This is a genomic window from Pseudomonas sp. GM50 (genome assembly GCF_000282375.1).
GTDB lineage: Bacteria > Pseudomonadota > Gammaproteobacteria > Pseudomonadales > Pseudomonadaceae > Aquipseudomonas.
On the sequence record NZ_AKJK01000041.1, the window covers coordinates 35,320 to 54,786 of the forward strand.

The window sequence follows — 19,467 nt, forward strand, 5'->3', positions numbered from 1 at the left end:
GATATGTAATGATTTAATATCAAAAACAGTGGTTGACTGTCGTTTTTGGAATAAGCCGATGCCGCTGTGAGGAATGCAGTTGGCGGAATCAGGATGCAAGCGGTCGCGGGCAGGCGGGGACTGTCATACGGATTTGTTAGCGTCGATATCTTTGAATCAGGGAGAAACGCAGATGAAGCTCGCACCGAAATTTCTGGCTGCCGCACTGAGTTTGGGACTGGGCCTTGCCGGCCAGGTCTTCGCCACAGATTTGAAGCATTGGCCAGCCGATCAGGCCAAGGCGCTGGACGCGATGATCGCGGCCAATGCCAACAAAGGTAACTTTGCGGTGTTCGACATGGACAACACCAGTTACCGCTACGACCTTGAAGAATCGTTGCTTCCGTTCATGGAAAACAAGGGCCTGATCACCCGCGAGAGCCTTGATCCCTCCCTGAAACTGATGCCGTTCAAGGACACCGCCGACCACAAGGAAAGTCTGTTCAGCTACTACTATCGCCTCTGTGAAATTGACGACATGGTTTGCTATCCATGGGTCGCCCAAGTGTTTTCCGGCTTCACCCTTCAGGAACTCAAGGGCAACGTCGATGAGCTGATGGCGTCTGGCAAACCGGTGCCGAGCACCTATTACGATGGTGACGTGGTCAAGACCATCGACGTTAACCCGCCGAAAATCTTTACCGGTCAGAAAGAGCTCTACAACAAGCTGATGGAGAACGGCATCGAGGTCTATGTGATGACCGCCGCCTCTGAAGAACTGGTGCGCATGGTCGCCTCCGATCCGAAGTATGGCTACAACGTCAAACCGCAGAACGTGATCGGCGTGAGCCTGATGCTCAAGGACCGCAAGACCGGCGAGTTGACCACCGCACGCAAGCAGGTCACCGCGGGCAAGTATGACGAGAAGGCTAACCTGGGCCTCGAACTGACCCCGTACCTGTGGACCCCGGCAACCTGGATGGCCGGCAAGCAGGCGGCGATCCTGACCTACATCGATGAATGGAAGAAACCGGTCCTCGTGGGCGGCGATACCCCGACCAGCGACGGCTACATGTTGTTCCACAGCGTCGACGTGTCCAAGGGCGGCATCCATTTGTGGGTCAACCGCAAAGACAAGTACATGACCCAGATTAACGGCATGATGGCCAAAAATGCAGCAGCCCAGGCGAAAGAAGGGTTGGCGGTGACGGCAGACAAGAACTGGGTGATCGTCAAGCCGGAAGAGATTCAGTAGGACCGAGGATCTAAATGTGGGAGCGAGCCTGCTCGCGAAGGCGGTGTGTCATTCAGCATTGGTGTTGACTGACCCGGCGCTTTCGCGAGCAGGCTCGCTCCCACAGTTGATCTCCAGTGTTTGGGGGATTTTGGTCAAAAAAATGCCCCGCACTTGGCGGGGCATTTTTGATTTTGCGGCTGAAGCTTACAACCCGTCGAGCATCGCCTTGTTACGTACCGCACCCTTGTCGGCACTGGTGGCCAACAGGGCATAGGCTTTGAGCGCCGTGGTCACTTTACGTGGACGCACTTCCACCGGTTTCCAGCCTTTCCTGTCCTGCTCGACACGGCGCGCAGCCATTTCTTCATCGCTGATCAACAGGTTGATCGAGCGGTTCGGAATGTCGATCAATACCTTGTCGCCATCCTGCACCAGACCGATCGCGCCACCGGCAGCGGCTTCTGGTGAAGCGTGGCCGATGGACAGGCCCGAAGTGCCGCCAGAGAAGCGGCCGTCGGTGAGCAGGGCGCAGGCTTTGCCCAGGCCTTTGGATTTCAGGTAAGACGTCGGGTACAGCATTTCCTGCATGCCCGGGCCGCCTTTCGGGCCTTCGTAACGAATGATCACGATGTCGCCGGCCTTCACTTCATCGGCGAGGATGCCGCGCACGGCGCTGTCCTGGCTTTCGAAAATCTTCGCGTTGCCTTCGAAGACGTGGATCGACTCGTCGACGCCAGCGGTTTTCACCACGCAGCCGTCCAGAGCGATGTTGCCGTACAGAACGGCCAGGCCGCCTTCTTTCGAGTAAGCGTGTTCGACACTGCGGATGCAGCCGTTTTCACGGTCGTCATCCAGGGTTTCCCAACGGGTCGACTGGCTGAACGCGGTTTGCGTCGGGATGCCCGCCGGGCCGGCCTTGAAGAAGTGATGCACGGCTTCGTCGGTGGTCTGGGTGATGTCCCACTTGGCGATGCCTTCAGCCAAGGACTTGCTGTGTACGGTCGGCAGGTCGGTGTGCAACAGACCGCCACGGGCCAGGGAACCGAGGATGCTGAAGATCCCGCCGGCACGGTGCACGTCTTCCATGTGGTACTTCTGGATGTTCGGCGCGACCTTGCACAGTTGCGGTACGTGACGGGAGAGACGGTCGATGTCGCGCAGGTCGAAATCGATCTCGGCTTCCTGGGCCGCGGCCAGCAAGTGCAGGATGGTGTTGGTGGAACCGCCCATGGCGATGTCCAGGGTCATGGCGTTTTCGAACGCCTTGAAGTTGGCGATGTTGCGCGGCAACACCGACTCATCGTTCTCGCCGTAGTAACGCTTGCACAGCTCGACGATGGTGCGGCCGGCCTGCAGGAACAGCTGTTCGCGGTCGCTGTGGGTGGCCAGGGTCGAACCGTTGCCCGGCAATGCCAGGCCCAGGGCTTCAACCAGGCAGTTCATCGAGTTGGCGGTGAACATGCCGGAGCACGAGCCGCACGTCGGGCAGGCGCTACGCTCATACTCGGCAACCTTCTCGTCGGAGGCGCTGGAGTCGGCGGCGATCACCATGGCATCGACCAGGTCGAGACCGTGGCTGGCCAGTTTGGTCTTGCCGGCTTCCATCGGGCCGCCGGACACAAAGATCACCGGGATGTTCAGGCGCAGGGAGGCCATCAGCATGCCTGGGGTGATCTTGTCGCAGTTGGAGATGCAGACAATGGCGTCGGCGCAGTGGGCGTTGACCATGTATTCGACGGAGTCGGCGATGATCTCGCGGCTCGGCAGCGAATAGAGCATGCCGTCGTGGCCCATGGCGATGCCGTCATCCACGGCGATGGTGTTGAATTCTTTGGCGACGCCGCCGGCCCGTTCGATTTCGCGAGCGACCAGTTGCCCCAGATCCTTGAGGTGCACATGGCCCGGTACGAACTGGGTAAAGGAGTTGGCAATGGCGATGATCGGCTTCTTGAAGTCGTCATCTTTCATCCCCGTGGCGCGCCACAGTGCGCGAGCACCGGCCATGTTGCGGCCGTGGGTGGATGTTTTCGAGCGGTAATCAGGCATGAAGCACTCCGGGCGGCTAATCAGGTATCAAAAGGGAAGTGAGCTTCTATTGACGTCTGGAACACTCAGAAATGGCCGTGTGTCCGGAAGTTGCCGATAACTTTGCGGGATCGCCGCGCGCTTCAGCTTGAGCTCATAAACCCGCCGGGGGATGACTGGCGATGAATCTCGCGATTCTACACCGCTGGCGTCAGGAGGGAATGCCGGAAAGTGTTGAACCAGCGCTGACGGAGCGTGTGGGATGACGATCGGCAGGATTATTCGACGTTTGGGCTGGCTCTTGGGCTTTTTGCTCGGCTATTGATACGACTGTTGAGCGCCAGTGCCACGCTGCTCAAGATGATGAAGCTGTATCCAAGGGTGGATTGCAGGTTGGTCGGGCTCAAGCTGATGAGCGCACTGATCAACCCGCCGCAGATGAAAGTCACCGTGCTGCCTGCCGACGCCGAGGTTCCCGCATTTTCAGGGAACAGGCTCATGGCTTTGGAACTGGCGGCCGGCCGGGCGATGGTGGTGCCGGCGGTACAGATAAGCATCGGTACCAGGACGGTGATAGGGGACAGCGCAAAGTGGCTTGCGAGGAAAAGCATGATGAGGCCGGACAGCAGGATCAAGCTCAACCCGCTGATGATTTGATGACCGGGGCTGATGCGTTTACCCAAGAGAGTCGCCGCCATGCCGCCGACAATGTAGGCGCCACCGTATATCAACAGAATCAGTGAGAAGTCATAGGCCGATAGCTGGAGCTGATCCATGAAAATCAGCGGCGAAATGACGATGAACGAAAAATGACAGGCGAAAGCAAAGGCTGAGATCAACCAGTAGGGCAGGAAGTCGGCATCACGCAGGACCCGACCATAAGACTGGAGGATATTCGGTCGGGCTCCGGTTGCCGCCGGCCGGGTGTTTTCGAGGAACAGACAGGCGTTGAGCAATACCACGCCAGCCAGTGCGATAAACACCCAGAAGCTGCCCTGCCAGCCCAGCGTGGCTTGCAGGAACGTACCGGCCAATGGCGAGACCGAGATGAAAATGCCGCTGGCGGTGACCATCAGGATCCGCAATCGGGTACGTTCCTCACCCTCGAACAGATCCTGAACCAACGCTTGTGACAGCACGAAACACCCGCAGCCCAAGGCTTGAATGACACGGAACAGCAGGAAGTAGAGATAGTCCGTGGTCAATATGCAGCCCATTGCACCGAGCATCGAAACGGTTATTCCGGCGAGCAACAGTCCTTTGCGCCCGATCACATCCGACAGCGGCCCGATCAGCAGTTGAGAGGCCGCAATGCCGACGGCAAACAGACTGACCGACAGCGCGATATCGGCGCGCGTGTTGCGAAAGTGTTCAGCGAGCGCAGGGAACGAGGGAAGCAGGACATCCAGCGGGAATACGCCAAGCAGCACCATTGCCAACAACAGGCTGATCGCCCCCCGACGCTGTCTGACGGTTGCCGCAGAGTGTCCTTCATCCATCGATAAGTCCTGCCTTGATGAACAGTTGCCGGTTGTAAGGCAGATCGAAAAAACCGGCCTTTTTCAAAGCCTGAAGCGTCGCCCCGGCGCCGGATCGCGCACGCTGAAGGGCGGCTTGGGGGCTGGTCAGTTCACCGAGCACTTGCGTGACGGCGGTCTCGCCGATACCCGCGCTGTGCAGGCTTTCCCGCAGCCATCGCTCATCGGCCTCGAAGAAAATCCGGATGCTGTCCAGCAACAGCCTGGCGGCGAATATGCGTTGACGGCTGTTCAGCGTTAGCCACAGGTAATGGAACACTTCAGAGAAATAGCGGCTGTGAAGCGCCTCGTCCGAGAGATGATCCCTGAGCATGGCCTGGACGCTGGACACCAGGTCGTCACGGCAGATGTCGAGCAGTTCCCTGGCAATGATCGTCTCCGACACAAACCCGACGAGAAACCAGGCCAGCGCCCGGTGTTGCTCAGGTGCGCGGTCGAGCAGGGTGTTCAATCGCGTGATGCGCTGCGGCATGACCGGGCGCAGGTTGATCCCGTAGACCCCGGCAATCTGCTCGGCAAGGCTATTGGAGAACAGGGCGTGATAACCCTCGTCGGTATAAAGCTGAAGCGCAGCGGTCTTCATCCGTGGGGGAATGTTGACCTTCAATTCACCGTGGATGATGGTCTCCACGGAACGGTTGACGATGCGGTGTTCGAGCACGGTGGTGTAGTCGAGGAAGTACACCAGATGATTGGCCGACAGCCGATGGATGACGGTTGGACCTAGCGCTTTGATAGCCGGGTGATTCAGGTAATCCAGGAAACCTGGGGGAAACCAGTGACGTGTTTCCAGTTGCTGTTCCAGGTCTGGCGGTAATAGATAATCATGCTCGCTGGTTCGCACCGACGCGCGGGTATTCCAGTCGCCGAGGGTGAAACGCAGCGCCCAGGAAAGGGGGCGGTCTACCGGCGCAATGATGGGGGCGGTCATTGTTGCGGCTCCCGACTGCTCAGCAGATCCTTCAATTCCTTGCACATCACTTGTCCGTCGCTGTGGCCACAGCCAACAAAAAACAAGGGTTGTTCTGCGTTGTTCTCGAGCCCCAGCAATGTTTCGACCTGATCATCCGTCAGTGCTCCGGTCAGCCATGTGTTCAGCCCCAGTGCAGTGGCCACCAGTTGAAAGGTCTGGGAAATATGCCCCGCTTCCACGAAGGCCATTCGGTAGGCTCGTGAGTGTTCATATTTCCACCACAACTTGTCGAAGCGAGCGGTAATGAACAGACCCACCGGCAGGTTATTGATGAAGTGTTGGCCACACAGCAACTGCCCCAGGGGTGAGTCAGGTGCCGGGTTGATGAAACTCAGGGCATGGTCGGTGGGATGGTAGGCGTAGAGCCCGGGTTTCAGGCCGCTGACGTTTTGTACATGAAGAAAGCCTTCGCAGGCATTCAGCCCGCCACCGGACGGGCTGCTGCGTCGGGCACCGAGACCTTCGACAATGGTTTCGTCGACGTCATTTTCGCGCTCATGCAAGTAGCCCAGGGAGAGGTAAAGCAGTGTGCCGACAGCTTCCAGCGAAACCGCTTCATCCGTGAAGGTACGGCAGGTTTTTCGGCCGATCAGGACGTTGGCAAGGGAGCCCTCCGGCAGGCAGGAAGGTTTTGGCAGGGCGATCAGCTCGCGTGCCTGGTGTTCGGTGAGCCTGGCGTCCGGCGCGGGTGCCCCCAGTACTTCGGTGCAATGATCCAGATAGCGTCTCGACCATTCATGGATATTCTGAGGAACATGCTCGCAGGGAATGTTCTTGGTGCCGATATGGAATATTTTCGACAGTTCATCCCAGCCCCATACAATAGTGTCTTGTATTGAGGTGGTCAGTATTCCGGAGTTCAGAAGTTGAGTGTCTATTCTGTTGTTGTCGTTATACAGTTCGGGATTGTGGATGAGTTGTGTAAGCCGGGTTGAATATTCCAGGTTAAGTTCAAATTGTTTGTGGTTTTTGTAATCCCAGACTATTTGGCCGGGCGTACGGGGAAGTATGAACAGGTATGGATTTATCTGCATGATGGACGGTTCGCTCTGGACGTAGCTATAGAAAACGCTGGGTAGCCGGCACTCGCCAGCGTTTCATTTACTTAGCGGGTTTTTGGCGCAACCAGAAAAGCCAGGTTAGCGATTTTGTTTGTTTCCAGAGTAATTGCTTTCATGTTTTTTGACTCCTTGTCATTGATAGTGAGTGTCACTTCGCGGTGACAACTCAATCATAGGCTGTAATGAGCCCTTATCAAGGGGATATTAAGTAGGAATATTCTAGTAATTTTGTCGGAGCGATCTGGCGGTAGGCGCAAGTTTGTAAGTTATATTCTTTTAAATAAAAGATGCAGGGAAACGTCCTGCAAGTCAGTAGGACCGCAAGAGTAAGAAGCAGAGGCTGAAGAGTGGATGGTGTGGCGTTGAAACGGCTGACGGAGAGCCTGTCGGCTCCCCGTCAAACCAGCGTACTCAGCTGTTTGGCAGCAGACGGCAGGTGATGCTCTTGATGTAGCGAGTCTCGGCAATCGCTGGGTGTACCGGGTGATCCGGGCCCTGACCACCGCGCTCCAGCATCTGGATGTTGCGGTCCAGGTGACGGGCACTGGTCAGCAGAATGTTCTGCAGGTCGTCTTCCGGCAGGTGCATCGAGCACGAAGCGCTGACCAGGATGCCGTCCTTGCTGAGCAGGCGCATGGCTTGCTCGTTCAGGCGACGGTAGGCGCCTTCACCGTTTTTCATGTCTTTCTTGCGTTTGATGAAGGCAGGAGGGTCGGCCACGATGACGTCGAAACGCTCTTCGCTGGCCTTCAGTTCCTTCAGGGCTTCGAACACGTCGCCTTCGATGCAGGTCATTTTTTCGGCGACGCCGTTCAGTGCGGCATTGCGCTCGACGCCGTCGAGGGCGAAGGTCGAAGCATCGACGCAGAACACTTCACTGGCGCCGAAGGCAGCCGCTTGAACGCCCCAGCCGCCGATGTAGCTGTACAAGTCCAGTACGCGTTTGCCTTTGGCATAAGGTGCCAGGCGCGCGCGGTTCATGCGGTGATCGTAGAACCAGCCGGTTTTCTGCCCCTGGATGACTGGCGCTTCGAATTTCACGCCGTTCTCTTCCAGCGCGACCCATTCCGGCACCAGGCCGAATACGGTTTCGACGTAGCGGTTGAGGCCTTCGGCATCACGGGCAGCGGAGTCGTTCTTGAACAGAATGCCGCTTGGCTTGAGCACTTGGGTCAATGCCGCGATCACGTCATCTTTGTGAGCTTCCATGGTCGCCGAGGCGATCTGGACGACCAGGATGTCGCCGAAACGGTCGACCACCAGGCCTGGCAGCAGGTCGGAGTCGCCGTAGACCAGGCGATAGAAGGGCTTGTCGAACAGGCGATCGCGCAGGGACAGGGCAACGTTCAGGCGATGCACCAGCAGCGACTTGTCCAGCGGCAACTTGATGTCGCGCGACAGCAGACGGGCGCAGATCAGGTTGTTCGGGCTCATGGCAACGATGCCCAGCGGCTTGCCGCTGGCGGCTTCGAGGATCGCCTGGTCGCCGGCCTTGAAACCGTGCAAAGGCGTAGCGGCTACATCGATTTCGTTGCTGTAGACCCACAAGTGGCCGTTTCGCAGGCGACGGTCGGCGTTGGCTTTGAGGCGCAGGCTAGGCAGGGACATGACGTCGCTCCGGAAAAAAGAGCGGGAGTATAGCGTGTTGCGCAAGGGCTCGGCTTGGCGGATAGACCTGTGGCGAGGGGGTTTGCCCCCGTTCGGCTGCGAAGCAGTCGTAGATTCGCCAAACGCGGTATGTCTGTTGAGCCTTCCAGGGCCGCTTCGCGCCCCAACGGGGGTAAACCCCCTCGCCACAAGGGAGCGCACCTGTGAAATTTCGATGACATACCGGCGGGTGTGTCGGATCCATCTTCTTAAAGGTTAGAATCCCCGCCTGACCCGGAGTGTGTACTTATGTCCCAAGAGTTGACGACCGCACAGATTCAACAGTCCCTGCAAGGCATCAGCGTGCCGGCCCAGCCGCAGATCATGGTGGATCTGCAGATGGAGCAATACATGCCCGACCCGGACCTGGAGGTGATCGCGAAGCTGATCTCCCAGGACCCAGGCCTGTCCGGCGCCTTGCTGAAAATCGTCAACTCGCCGTACTACGGCTTGAGTAACAAGATCACCGCGATCCAGCGGGCAGTGAACCTGTTGGGCAGCCGTTCGATCATCAACCTGATCAACGCGCAGTCGATCAAGGGCGAACTGAACGACGAGGCGATCGTCACCCTCAACCGCTTCTGGGACACGGCGCAGGACGTGGCGATGACGTGCCTTACTTTGGCCAAGCGCGTCGGTGTCCAGGCCGGTGATGAAGCCTATGCGCTGGGCCTGTTCCACGATTGCGGCATCCCGTTGATGCTCAAGAAATTCCCCGACTACATGAAAGTGCTGGAACAGGCCTATGGCAATGCCAGCGCCGAATGCCGCGTGGTGGATACCGAGAACAAAAAATACAACACCAACCACGCCGTGGTCGGGTATTACACCGCCAAGTCCTGGCGCCTGCCGGAACATGTCACCCAGGCCATTGCCAACCATCACAACGCCCTGGCCATTTTCAGCGATGAATCGGCTCGCAATACGCCGCTGAAAAATCTGCTGGCGCTGCTGAAGATGGCCGAGCACATTTGCGCTTCCTTCCGGGTACTGGGCAACCAGTCCGAAGACCATGAATGGAACAGTGTCGGGCCCCTTGTGCTCGATTACATTGGTCTGTCGGAATACGATTTCGAAACCCAGAAACAAGAAATTCGCGACCTCGCCACTCGTTGAGTGTCGAACCTCGCCTGATTCGAGAGCCCCATGCCAGAACTGCCGGAAGTCGAAACCACCCGCCGCGGGATTGCCCCGCACCTGGAAGGCCAGCGCGTCAGCCGGGTGATCGTGCGTGAGCGCCGTCTGCGCTGGCCGATCCCCGAAGACCTGGATGTGCGGCTGTCCGGTCAGCGCATCGTGCTGGTGGAACGGCGCGCCAAGTACCTGCTGATCAACGCCGAAGTCGGCACGCTGATCAGTCATTTGGGGATGTCGGGGAATCTGCGGCTGGTGGAAGTCGGCATGCCGGCGGCCAAGCATGAGCATGTGGACATTGAACTGGAATCGGGCCTGGCCCTGCGCTACACCGACCCGCGACGGTTTGGCGCGATGCTCTGGAGCCTCGACCCGCTCAATCACGAACTACTGATTCGCCTCGGGCCGGAGCCGTTGACCGATCTGTTTGACGGCGAGCGGCTGTTTCAGCAATCGCGCGGGCGTTCCATGGCGGTCAAGCCGTTCATCATGGACAACGCGGTCGTGGTCGGCGTCGGCAATATCTACGCGACCGAAGCGTTGTTTGCCGCCGGCATCGACCCTCGGCGCGAAGCCAAGAGCATTTCCCGGGCACGCTATTTGAAGTTGGCGATCGAGATCAAGCGCATCCTTGCCCTCGCCATCGAGCGCGGAGGCACCACGTTGCGGGACTTTATCGGCGGCGACGGTCAACCGGGTTACTTCCAGCAGGAGTTGTTCGTGTACGGCCGTGGCGGTGAACACTGCAAGGTCTGTGGCACAGGGCTGCGGGAAGTCAAGCTTGGGCAGCGTGCCAGCGTCTTTTGTCCGCGCTGCCAGAGCTGATATCGGCTACGGTCTATAGTCAGTGTTCTCACTGCCTAGCCGAAGGACCGTGCCATGAATCTGTTTCGAACCCTTGTCGTTGCGTTGTTGCTGAGCGTCGGTGCGCCCGCGCTGGCGGCTGAGAACGGCAGCGGCGATCCTCGTTACACCATCCAGAACCCGCCGGCCTACGCCATGCTTGGCGATTTACTGATTGCCCGACCGTTATTGGTGGTGGCGACGGTAATCGGTGCCGGGGCGTTTGTGGTGTCGTTGCCGTTTACCGCGCTGGGCGGCGGTATTGGCGATGCGGGGCAGGCGTTGGTGGTCGATCCGGCGAAAGCCGCATTTGTGCGGTGCCTGGGGTGTATCGGGGAGGGGTTTGAGCAGCGGGAGTGAAGCTCTAAAAGCTTCGCGGGCAAGCCTCGCTCCTACAGAACTCCGTCATTCACGGATGTCGGTTACGACTCGAACCTGTAGGAGCGAGGCTTGCCCGCGAAGGCGCCCTGACAGGCGCCAAATGACTCAAGCCTTACCAGTAATCTTGCGATACTTCTCCATCAACTGTTCTTCAGTCTCCGGATGAGCCTCGTCCAGCGGGATGCAATCCACCGGGCAGACCTGCTGGCACTGCGGTTCGTCGTAGTGGCCGACACATTGTGTGCACAGGTTCGGGTCGATCACGTAGATCTCTTCGCCCTGGGAGATGGCGGCGTTCGGGCACTCGGGTTCGCAGACGTCGCAGTTGATGCAATCGTCGGTGATGATCAGGGACATGCTAACTCCAGCCGGGGCGGCAGGCCCGGGCGCAATAAATCAATGCGCACAATTGTGCCGCATTGGCGCCCGCAGTGCACGCGGGCGCGATCAAGTGCAGCGATCGAAGCTTGCGGTAGCCGTAAAAGATCGCAGCCTTCGGCAGCTCCTACTTTTTAAAGCGCAGGGTGAGGGCGTCGGCCACCGCCGGGTGGACGAACTTGGTGATATCGCCACCCAGGGCCGCGATTTCACGCACCAGCGTCGAAGAAATGAACGAATAACGCTCGGACGGGGTAAGAAACAGGCTTTCCACATCCGGCGCCAGTTGGCGGTTCATGTTGGCCAGCTGGAATTCGTATTCGAAGTCCGATACCGCGCGCAAACCACGCAGGAATACGTTGGCGTTCTTCTCTTTGGCAAAATGCGCGAGCAACGTCGAAAAACCGACGACTTCAACGTTCGGCAGATGTTTAGTGACCTCGCGGGCCAGCTCCACACGTTGTTCCAGGGGAAACAGCGGGTTTTTTTTCGGGCTGGCGGCGACGGCGATGATCACATGATCGAACAGGCGCGAGGCGCGTTCGACCAGATCGCCATGGCCCTTGGTAATAGGGTCGAAGGTACCTGGGTACAACACTCGGTTCATCGCGTCGTCCTGGCGGGAGTCCGTTGGGGAGTCGGATGGTATCGCAGCCTTCCCGGTCGGCCAAGTCGCCTGTTGGGTAAGAAAGCACTATAGACGATGGGAATATTCCGCGTTTTCATGGGTTTTTCAAACGTTCGGCCAATGAAGTCGCCAATTGCGCCGTCAGTCCGTAAACCGACAATTGTGGGTTTGCCCCAATGCTGGTGGGGAAAAGCGAGCCGTCGTGAATCGACAGATTGTTGAGTTGATGATGTCGGCCGAGGCTGTCGGTCACGGCGTTTTTCGGGGCTTCACCCATGGCACAACCGCCCATCACATGAGCACTGCCCAGGCGCGTGCGATACAACTCAAGGCTCAGGTCATCAATCAGCGTGCGTGCTTCGGCCAGGGTTTTCACGTAACGAGCGTCGGCGTGCATCGGCATCACGGCGTTGGCGCCACCGGCGAACTGGATCTCGGCCATGCTGTGGAAAGCCCGGCGCAACCCGTCCCACGCGTAGGGTGAAACCTGATAGTCGAGCACCGGAGTGCCGTCACCGCGCAATTCAACGCTGCCGCCGGGGCTGTCCGGGTGAAAACCATCCCGCAGCAATGCCAGCATGGCGTGGGTGTGCGGCAGGTTTTCCATATGCCGGGCGCTTTGCGTGCCAAAACCACCGAGTAACGTGCTGGCGAGCGCCGGATGCAGCGGCGGAACTTCAAGTTTGTAGGACATCTTGCCAGTGGTGCCATCCTGCCACTGGAAATGGTCGGAATAGATCGACTGCGGCGCGCCGTAGAACGGGTTGATCACCTCATCAAACAGCCCGGCGGACATGTTTACCAGGTGTAGGAAAGTCCGTTTGCCCAGCCGCTCGTGAGGATCCGGCGCCTCGGAGCGCAACAGCAGCGCCGGGCTGTTGATCCCGCCGCCGGCCAGCACGTAATGCCGCGCCTTGACCGTAATCGTGCGTCCGGTGGGCGCAACGCAACGCTCATCCATCGCCACGCATTGCAGCCCCGTAACCCTGCCGCCCTTGATCGACAGCTTTTCGGCGCGGGCCAGATAGAGCAGCTCGCCACCTTTTTCCAGGGTCGCCGGGATGGTCGTGACCAGCATTGATTGCTTGGCGTTGGTCGGGCAACCCATGCCGCAGTAGCCGATGTTCCAGCAGCCGCGCACGTTGCGCGGAATCACATGCCAGGCGTAGCCGAGTTTTTCGCAGCCTTTGCGGATGACGTCATTGTTGGCGTTGGGCGGCACCATCCAAGGGGCGACACCCAGGCGTTGTTCCATTTTCTCGAACCAGGGCGCCATCTCGGCCGGCGTATGGCCTGTGACGTCGTGCTCTTTGGCCCAGTGTTCCAGAGTCGGGTCCGGGGTGCGAAAGCTTGAGGTCCAGTTGATCAGCGTGGTGCCGCCCACCGCCCGTCCCTGGAGGATGGTGATCGCGCCGTCCTTGCTCATGCGCCCGATGCCTTCCTGATAGAGGCTGGTGTAGGCCTGGTCTTCGAGCATCTTGAAGTCGCTGCTGGTCTTGAGCGGACCTTCTTCGATCAGCAATACCTTGTAGCCGGCGGCGCTGAGGATTTCGGCGGTGGTCCCGCCGCCGGCACCGCTGCCGATGATCGCCACGTCCGCTTCGAGGGTCAGGTCCTCGATCAGGCGGGCGCCGTTGTAGGTTTTCCAGCCACGGGCCAGGCCTTCGCGGAACGGATCGGGTACGGGCATGTTTGGGGTTCTCTTATTATTTTGGGTTCTGTGGTGAGGCGGCTGACGTCTTCGCGGGCAAGCCTCGCTCCTACAGGGTTTGAGTCGTTCACAAAAGGGTGGTCCATCTCAAAACCTGTGGGAGCGTGGCTTGCCCGCGATAGGGTCGACTCGGTCTCAAACCGTAGGCGGCCCGGGATACCCGCAATGCGCCCACGACTCCGCCCGGCTGTACCACGCCATCATCACCATTTGCAGCAACGAGCTGTGGCCCATGCGCAGCAGGCTCAATGAGCTGTTTTCCCAACGGTCGAGAAAGTGCCGGATCTGTTCGCTGCTGGCGTTTTCCCAACTGCCCCAAATTCCCGTCAGTGGGCCGCGGGTAATGCTCATCCCCAACACGTCGAACAATTGCCGGGTCAGTTTGAGCATTTCCGGCGACAGGTGATTCAGGCCGTTATCCAGGCAGTGCAAGGTCTCGGCGACTGCGGCCGGCATTTTTTCGACGGTCACGGCGCCGTCGAGCATCACCGGAATCACTGCCCGCAGAAACAGCAGGTCGCCACTGCGCAGAATCGCGAAACCGCTGGCAGGGTTGCTCGACGAGCAGCCGCTGAGGCTCGCGCCTAATCCGGCCGTGGCCAGAAAAGCGCTGGCGCCGAGGCTGAATTTAAGCAGGCCGCGCCGTGACAGCGCGGGTGTGTCGGACAGGCTTGGGCTCATTATTGTTATTACCCGGCGGTGATGATTGTTAGCGGATAAACAGCTTCTGGATCAGTTTCTGAATGGCTTTACCGTACGGCGGATAGATCAGTTTTGCCGCATTGAAGCGCTGTTTGATCAGCACGCCTTTGGCCTTGCTGAAGGTCAGGAAGCCCTCGTGGCCGTGGTAGTGGCCCATGCCCGAGGCGCCGATGCCGCCGAACGGCATGTCGTCCTGAGCAACGTGCAGCAAGGTGTCATTGAGGCAAACACCGCCGGAATGGGTTTCGTGGAGGACGCGGTTTTGCTCGCGCTTGTCGTAGCCGAAGTAATACAGCGCCAGCGGGCGAGGGCGTTGGTTGATGTAGGCAAACGCTTCGTCGAGATCCTTGTATGGCACGATCGGCAGCAACGGGCCGAAGATTTCGTCCTGCATCACCGTCATGTCGTCGCTGACGTTGAGCAGCAGGCTATGACTCATGCGCCGGCCCTGGCCCTGATCGAACAGCGGAATCAGCAGCGCGCCCTTGCTGGTGGCGTCGCTGAGGTAGCCGTTGAGCCGTGCCAGCTGCCGGTCGTTGATGATGGCGGTGTAGTCCGGGTTGTCGGCCAGCGTCGGATAAAACCCGCGAACCGCCTGACGATAGGCTTCGACGAAAGAGCCGACGCGGTCTTCCGGCACTAGCACGTAGTCCGGGGCGACACAGGTTTGCCCGGCGTTGAGGGTCTTGCCGAAAGCGATGCGTTCGGCGGCGTCCTCGAGCGGCACATCGCGGGAAACGATGGCCGGGGACTTGCCACCCAGTTCGAGGGTCACCGGCGTCAGATTCTCGGCCGCCGCGCGCATCACGTGTTTGCCGATGCTGGTGGCGCCGGTGAACAACAAATGATCGAAACGCAGCCGCGAGAACGCCACACCGATATCGGCCTCACCCAGCACCACGCAGACCAGGTCCTGGGGGAAAACCCGGCCCAGCAATTCCTTGAGCAGCAAACCGGTGGCAGGGGTCGATTCGCTGAGTTTGAGCATCACCCGATTGCCTGCCGACAACGCGCCCACCAACGGCCCGATGGCCAGGTAAAGCGGGTAGTTCCACGGCACGATCACCCCGACCACGCCCAACGGCTGATAAACCACTTTGGCCGACGCTGGCTGAAAGGCGAGGCCGACTTTGCGTCGCGAGGCTTTCATCCAGCCTTTGAGGTGCCGGCTGGCGTAATGAATGCCGTGCAGGCTGGGCATCAGTTCGGCGAGCAGGGTTTCATCGGCGCTGCGGTGGCTGAAATCCTGGCTGATGGCGTCGATCAGGGCCTGGCGCTCATTGCTCAGCAAGTCCTTCAACGCCTTTAGCCATTGCTGGCGCTGAGCCGCGGGTGGCATCGGGTTGGCTGCATACGCCGTGCGTTGAGCATCGAACAGGGTTTGGAGTTCGTCCAGAGGCTGCTGCAGGTTCTTCAGGTAGGCAATGTCTGCAGGCATGGTCGGCTCCGGATTTATTGTAATGAGGGACCTTCTAGAGTCTATGCTCTAGAAAGTCAAATGGCACTCTGGCACAGCTTTGTTTTATCCATGCGCGGATAGGTCGTAAGATGCCCCTCATCGCACTCTGAATTAAAGCTCAAGCCATGGCCCCTCGGATCAAAACCAGCGAGCGCATCGTGCAGAACAGCCTGGAGCTGTTCAATCAACAGGGCGAGCGCAGTATCAGCACCAACCACATTGCTGCCCACATGGAGATTTCCCCGGGCAACCTGTACTACCACTTCCCCAACAAGCAGGCGATCATCGCCGTGTTGTTCAGTGAGTACGAAAACCTGGTGGACAGCTTCCTGCGCCCGCCCCAGGGGCGCGCCGCGACAGTCGAAGACAAGCGCTTCTACCTCAAGGAATTGCTCTCCGCCATGTGGCGCTACCGCTTCCTGCATCGCGACCTCGAGCATTTGCTCGACAGCGATCCCGAACTGGCCGCCCGTTACCGGCGCTTTTCCCAGCGCTGCCTGATCCAGGGCACGCACATCTACGCGGGTTTCGTCGAGGCCGGCATTCTGTGCATGGACAAGGTCCAGATCGAATCCCTGACCCTCAATGCCTGGATCATCCTCACATCGTGGGTGCGCTTTCTGTGCACCACGCGCGAAAACTCCAACCATTTGAGCGAACAGGCGATCAAACGGGGCGTGTATCAGGTGCTGGTGCTGGAGGCCGGGTTCGTCACGGATCAAGCTCACGATGCGGTGAATGCACTGTTCGAAGAGTTTTATGTGCCGCTGGCCCAGGCGCTGGAAGAAGTGGGATAGAGAAGTGGATTAAAGAGTGCAGTAGGATTGAAACCGACAAAATCACTGGAGCCCGTTATGCCCATTGCGCAACTGATCAGCCCGCAAGCGTTGGACTTGAAGAAGGAGACGCCGGGGCTGGTGATTCTGGATTGTCGTTTTGCCCTCGAAGACCCTGATTACGGTCAGCGCAGCTACGCCGAAGGGCATATTGCCGGATCGAGCTTTGCCGATCTGGAGCGTGATTTGAGTGGGACAGTGATCAAGGGGGTTACCGGGCGTCATCCATTGCCTGAACCCGCCGACTTGATCGAACGCTTTCAAGCCTGGGGCATCAACGCCGACAGCGAAGTGGTTTTGTACGATGACGGTCCCGGCGCCTACGCGGCACGGGCCTGGTGGTTGCTGGCGTGGCTGGGCAAGCGTGATGGCGTGTTCATTCTCGATGGCGGGCTGAAAGCCTGGCACGCCGCCGGATTGCCCCTGAGTCTTGATCCGCCGTCGGTTGCCCGTGGCACCTTCACCGGGACGCCGGATGCTTCGTTGGTGCTCAGCGCCCAACAGCTCCAGCAACGTCTCGGCCAGCCCGCGTTGACCTTGCTCGACGCCCGCGGCTTGCCGCGCTTCAAGGGCGAAGTGGAGCCGATCGATCCGATTGCCGGGCATATCCCCGGCGCACAATGTGCCGCGTTCACCGATAACCTGGGCAGCGACGGGCGGTTCTTGCCGGCCGAACAGCTCAAGCAGCGGTTTGCCGCGAAGCTCGGTGATCGTTCACCGACAGAGCTGGTCGCGTATTGCGGTTCCGGCGTGACCGCCTGCCACAACCTGTTCGCCCTGTGCCTGGCGGGTTATCCGTTGGGGTCGTTGTATGCCGGGTCGTGGAGCGAGTGGATCAACGATCCTGCGCGAGGCGTCGCCACCGGCGAATAATCCCCAATCCATTGTTGAGCGGGCTTTTGTGGCGAGGGGGCTCGCCCCCGTTCGGCTGCAAAGCAGTCGCAGATCGGGACGATACGGTCTAACTGAAAAGCCATATCCACTGGCTCCGGGAGCGCTCCGCACTCCAACGGGGGCAAGCCCCCTCGCCACAAAGGCTCGCTCCCACATGGTAAATAAGGTGCTCTTGAGATTTCACAGCTGCCGCGCGCTGCGATACGCCCCCGGTCCTACGCCGTAAACCTGTTTGAATTGCCGGCTCAGATGGCTCTGGTCGGCAAAACCCAGTTGCGTCGCGACTTCCAGCGGCAGGCAGCCGCGCTGTAACAACGCCCGTGCCCGAGCGATGCGCTGCTGCATCAACCAGGTGTGTGGCGGCATGCCGGTGGCTCTGCGGAACACCCGGGCGAAGTGGAAGGGCGACAGGTTCACCGTCGCCGCCAGTTCTTCCAGCGAGGGCGGCGCCGCCAAGCGTGATTGCAGCAGTTCCTTGGCCAGGGTCACCGCCCGGTGTTCCTTGCCAGGTTTGCTGGCGGTCGGGACGGCTGCATGGCGTTGCAACAGTGACAGCATCATTTCCCGCCAGGCCGTTTGCTGCTGCAGCGCCGTGGACGGACTCTCCAGCAAACAATGCAGTTGGCAGAACCCCTTCACCAGATCCGGATCGCGATACAACGTGGCGCCAAACGCCGGCAAGGTATCGGTCGGCAGTTCGAGCTCGTCCAGCAGTGAAAGAATCTGCCCGCTGTCGGGATAAAACGCCCGGTACAACCAACCGTCTTCGGTACCTTTGTGGCCGGTGTGCAGTTCATCCGGGTTGATCAGCACCAGCGTGCCGCTGCCCGCCAGATGCTCGGCGCCGCGATAGCGATAACGCTGGGCGCCGGCCATGATCATGCCGATCACATAGCCGTCATGCACATGAGGGGCGAAGCGGTGTTCGATGTAGCGTGCGGACAACAACTCGACCCCGGCCAACGGCGCCGTTTGCCAGAAGTGAATCGACTCGCCCTGATCCGAACCCATGGTTTACTTGCGCCCTGTGGTGGCGAGCCATTGGGGAATGCGCCTTTCCAGGTAGTAACCCGGTTGCCGGAACGAGCCCTCGACGAAGCCGACATGCCCACCCTTGGCCTGCAATTCGAATTGAGTGCTGGCGGACAATTCGTCGGCATGCGGCAGGCTATGAGGAAAGACAAACGGGTCATCGGCCGCCTGGATAATCAGGGTCGGTGTGCGAATCTCCCCAAGGAAATAACGACTCGAAGCGCGGCGATAGTAATCCGCGGCATCGGCGAAACCATTCAGCGGTGCGGTAACCCGGCCATCGAAATCCCAGAAGGTACGCATATTCTCCAGCGAGCCCAGAGCCGCCAATGCCGCCAAGCCATCCTGATGCCCTTCATGCTGGAACCTGCGCTGTTTGTTCTTGATGTAGGCGACCATCTCCCGCATGAAATGCGCTTGATAGAATTTGGAAAACCCCTGGCTGATACGGTCGGCGCAATGATCGAGCCGAAACGGCACCGACACCGCCACCGCGCCGAGTACGCCGCTGTTGTTGCCGGTTTCGCCCAGATGCTTGAGTAAAACGTTGCCACCCATGGAATAACCGACCGCATACAGCGGCGCGAGGGGGCGTTGGGAGCGCAGGTGTTTGATGGTTTCGGCCAGATCTTCACTGGCCCCGGAATGGTAACTGCGCGGCAACAGATTGGGTTCGCCGGAGCAGCCTCGCCAGTTCAACGCGACACTGGCCCAGCCCCGGGCGCCCAGCGCCTTCTGCATGCCGGCCACGTAAGGCGAATTCGACGATCCGGTCAGGCCGTGCAGCACCAACACCAGTGGCACATTCGCGCTGTGGGGGCCGTGCCAGTCCAGATCAAGGAAATCACCATCTTCGAGCCATAAGCGTTCGCGCTCGCGATCCAGGTGCGTGGTTTTGCGCCATAGCGGTCCCCACAAGGTTTGTAAGTGCGGATTGCCCAGGCCGTAGGCGGGGGTGAAGCGTTCTGGCAGATGGGACACGATTGCTCTCGATGCAGCGGTGCTTACC

The 19,467-nt window shown here is 59.4% G+C and carries 18 protein-coding genes; 6 read left to right on the forward strand and 12 right to left on the reverse strand.

Going from position 1 to position 19,467, the window contains the following annotated elements:
- Window positions 1-172 precede the first annotated feature (172 nt).
- A complete protein-coding gene (locus PMI30_RS22645; protein WP_008007363.1) occupies window positions 173-1,234 on the forward strand; it encodes a phosphorylcholine phosphatase in 1,062 nt (353 codons plus the stop codon).
- A 186-nt stretch (window positions 1,235-1,420) separates the two neighbouring features.
- Here PMI30_RS22645 and ilvD read toward each other — a convergent pair whose 3' ends face one another.
- The 5 genes from ilvD to PMI30_RS22620 form a co-directional block, all read right to left on the reverse strand.
- A complete protein-coding gene (gene ilvD / locus PMI30_RS22640) occupies window positions 1,421-3,262 on the reverse strand; it encodes a dihydroxy-acid dehydratase (RefSeq protein ID WP_008007364.1) in 1,842 nt (613 codons plus the stop codon).
- A 257-nt stretch (window positions 3,263-3,519) separates the two neighbouring features.
- Window positions 3,520-4,740 carry an MFS transporter gene (locus PMI30_RS22635; protein WP_008007365.1) on the reverse strand — a complete coding sequence of 407 codons (1,221 nt, stop codon included), beginning with the start codon at window positions 4,738-4,740 and terminating at the stop codon, window positions 3,520-3,522.
- On the reverse strand, window positions 4,733-5,710 hold the full coding sequence (locus PMI30_RS22630) for a diiron oxygenase (protein WP_008007367.1): 978 nt from the start codon (window positions 5,708-5,710) through the stop codon (window positions 4,733-4,735). Before PMI30_RS22630 ends, PMI30_RS22635 begins: the two co-directional genes overlap by 8 nt.
- Window positions 5,707-6,786 carry a SagB family peptide dehydrogenase gene (locus PMI30_RS22625; protein WP_008007370.1) on the reverse strand — a complete coding sequence of 360 codons (1,080 nt, stop codon included), beginning with the start codon at window positions 6,784-6,786 and terminating at the stop codon, window positions 5,707-5,709. The genes PMI30_RS22630 and PMI30_RS22625 overlap by 4 nt, the downstream gene beginning before the upstream one ends.
- Before the next feature lie 438 nt (window positions 6,787-7,224).
- Complete coding sequence (locus tag PMI30_RS22620) at window positions 7,225-8,421, reverse strand: class I SAM-dependent rRNA methyltransferase (protein ID WP_008007372.1); 1,197 nt, start codon at window positions 8,419-8,421, stop codon at window positions 7,225-7,227.
- A gap of 342 nt (window positions 8,422-8,763) precedes the next feature.
- Here PMI30_RS22620 and PMI30_RS22615 point away from each other — a divergent pair, with 342 nt between their 5' ends.
- Genes PMI30_RS22615 through PMI30_RS22605 form a run of 3 tightly spaced genes read left to right on the forward strand, consistent with a single transcriptional unit; the run spans window position 8,764 to window position 10,797 of the window.
- A complete protein-coding gene (locus tag PMI30_RS22615; RefSeq protein WP_162130601.1) occupies window positions 8,764-9,576 on the forward strand; it encodes an HDOD domain-containing protein in 813 nt (270 codons plus the stop codon).
- A 30-nt stretch (window positions 9,577-9,606) separates the two neighbouring features.
- The gene (gene mutM / locus PMI30_RS22610; RefSeq protein ID WP_008007376.1) at window positions 9,607-10,419 is read left to right on the forward strand and encodes a bifunctional DNA-formamidopyrimidine glycosylase/DNA-(apurinic or apyrimidinic site) lyase; all 813 of its coding nucleotides are present in this window, start codon (window positions 9,607-9,609) and stop codon (window positions 10,417-10,419) included.
- A 54-nt stretch (window positions 10,420-10,473) separates the two neighbouring features.
- Window positions 10,474-10,797 (forward strand): multidrug transporter, encoded by a 324-nt coding sequence (locus PMI30_RS22605; RefSeq protein ID WP_008007378.1) that lies wholly within the window; start codon window positions 10,474-10,476, stop codon window positions 10,795-10,797.
- A gap of 126 nt (window positions 10,798-10,923) precedes the next feature.
- On the opposite strand, the gene PMI30_RS22600 is transcribed toward PMI30_RS22605, so the two are convergent.
- The 5 genes from PMI30_RS22600 to PMI30_RS22580 all read right to left on the reverse strand — a co-directional run bounded on the left by PMI30_RS22600 (window position 10,924) and on the right by PMI30_RS22580 (window position 15,675).
- A complete protein-coding gene (locus tag PMI30_RS22600; protein WP_003195146.1) occupies window positions 10,924-11,175 on the reverse strand; it encodes a YfhL family 4Fe-4S dicluster ferredoxin in 252 nt (83 codons plus the stop codon).
- Between the two features lie 148 nt (window positions 11,176-11,323).
- Window positions 11,324-11,803 carry a pantetheine-phosphate adenylyltransferase gene (coaD, locus tag PMI30_RS22595; RefSeq protein WP_007897855.1) on the reverse strand — a complete coding sequence of 160 codons (480 nt, stop codon included), beginning with the start codon at window positions 11,801-11,803 and terminating at the stop codon, window positions 11,324-11,326.
- A 115-nt stretch (window positions 11,804-11,918) separates the two neighbouring features.
- Window positions 11,919-13,514 (reverse strand): GMC family oxidoreductase, encoded by a 1,596-nt coding sequence (locus PMI30_RS22590; protein ID WP_008007379.1) that lies wholly within the window; start codon window positions 13,512-13,514, stop codon window positions 11,919-11,921.
- A gap of 156 nt (window positions 13,515-13,670) precedes the next feature.
- Window positions 13,671-14,216, reverse strand: a complete 546-nt coding sequence (locus tag PMI30_RS22585) for a hypothetical protein (protein ID WP_008007382.1) — start codon at window positions 14,214-14,216, stop codon at window positions 13,671-13,673.
- A gap of 28 nt (window positions 14,217-14,244) precedes the next feature.
- Complete coding sequence (locus PMI30_RS22580; protein WP_008007384.1) at window positions 14,245-15,675, reverse strand: coniferyl aldehyde dehydrogenase; 1,431 nt, start codon at window positions 15,673-15,675, stop codon at window positions 14,245-14,247.
- Window positions 15,676-15,821: 146 nt separating this feature from the next.
- Here PMI30_RS22580 and PMI30_RS22575 point away from each other — a divergent pair, with 146 nt between their 5' ends.
- Both PMI30_RS22575 and PMI30_RS22570 read left to right on the forward strand, forming a co-directional pair.
- Window positions 15,822-16,493: a TetR/AcrR family transcriptional regulator gene (locus PMI30_RS22575; protein ID WP_008007386.1), complete on the forward strand. Its 672-nt coding sequence runs from the start codon at window positions 15,822-15,824 to the stop codon at window positions 16,491-16,493.
- 57 nt (window positions 16,494-16,550) lie between these two features.
- Window positions 16,551-17,405 (forward strand): sulfurtransferase, encoded by an 855-nt coding sequence (locus PMI30_RS22570; RefSeq protein ID WP_008007387.1) that lies wholly within the window; start codon window positions 16,551-16,553, stop codon window positions 17,403-17,405.
- Between the two features lie 201 nt (window positions 17,406-17,606).
- Here the strand turns inward: PMI30_RS22570 and PMI30_RS22565 are convergent, their stop codons facing one another.
- Window positions 17,607-18,437, reverse strand: coding sequence for an AraC family transcriptional regulator (locus PMI30_RS22565; RefSeq protein ID WP_008007389.1), 831 nt, complete (start codon window positions 18,435-18,437; stop codon window positions 17,607-17,609).
- Window positions 18,438-18,440: 3 nt separating this feature from the next.
- Complete coding sequence (locus PMI30_RS22560; RefSeq protein WP_008007391.1) at window positions 18,441-19,439, reverse strand: hydrolase; 999 nt, start codon at window positions 19,437-19,439, stop codon at window positions 18,441-18,443.
- Between the last annotated feature and the right edge of the window lie 28 nt (window positions 19,440-19,467).

Bases quoted from the DNA above. Each gene is read 5' to 3' on its own strand.
- mutM (WP_008007376.1), top strand. From the start codon at position 9,607: ATGCCAGAACTGCCGGAAGTCGAAACCACCCGCCGCGGGATTGCCCCG.
- PMI30_RS22575 (WP_008007386.1), top strand. From the start codon at position 15,822: ATGGCCCCTCGGATCAAAACCAGCGAGCGCATCGTGCAGAACAGCCTG.
- PMI30_RS22605 (WP_008007378.1), top strand. From the start codon at position 10,474: ATGAATCTGTTTCGAACCCTTGTCGTTGCGTTGTTGCTGAGCGTCGGT.
- PMI30_RS22645 (WP_008007363.1), top strand. From the start codon at position 173: ATGAAGCTCGCACCGAAATTTCTGGCTGCCGCACTGAGTTTGGGACTG.
- PMI30_RS22625 (WP_008007370.1), bottom strand. From the start codon at position 6,786: ATGCAGATAAATCCATACCTGTTCATACTTCCCCGTACGCCCGGCCAA.
- PMI30_RS22570 (WP_008007387.1), top strand. From the start codon at position 16,551: ATGCCCATTGCGCAACTGATCAGCCCGCAAGCGTTGGACTTGAAGAAG.
- PMI30_RS22565 (WP_008007389.1), bottom strand. From the start codon at position 18,437: ATGGGTTCGGATCAGGGCGAGTCGATTCACTTCTGGCAAACGGCGCCG.
- PMI30_RS22585 (WP_008007382.1), bottom strand. From the start codon at position 14,216: ATGAGCCCAAGCCTGTCCGACACACCCGCGCTGTCACGGCGCGGCCTG.
- PMI30_RS22635 (WP_008007365.1), bottom strand. From the start codon at position 4,740: ATGGATGAAGGACACTCTGCGGCAACCGTCAGACAGCGTCGGGGGGCG.
- PMI30_RS22620 (WP_008007372.1), bottom strand. From the start codon at position 8,421: ATGTCCCTGCCTAGCCTGCGCCTCAAAGCCAACGCCGACCGTCGCCTG.
- PMI30_RS22580 (WP_008007384.1), bottom strand. From the start codon at position 15,675: ATGCCTGCAGACATTGCCTACCTGAAGAACCTGCAGCAGCCTCTGGAC.
- ilvD (WP_008007364.1), bottom strand. From the start codon at position 3,262: ATGCCTGATTACCGCTCGAAAACATCCACCCACGGCCGCAACATGGCC.
- PMI30_RS22630 (WP_008007367.1), bottom strand. From the start codon at position 5,710: ATGACCGCCCCCATCATTGCGCCGGTAGACCGCCCCCTTTCCTGGGCG.
- coaD (WP_007897855.1), bottom strand. From the start codon at position 11,803: ATGAACCGAGTGTTGTACCCAGGTACCTTCGACCCTATTACCAAGGGC.
- PMI30_RS22590 (WP_008007379.1), bottom strand. From the start codon at position 13,514: ATGCCCGTACCCGATCCGTTCCGCGAAGGCCTGGCCCGTGGCTGGAAA.
- PMI30_RS22600 (WP_003195146.1), bottom strand. From the start codon at position 11,175: ATGTCCCTGATCATCACCGACGATTGCATCAACTGCGACGTCTGCGAA.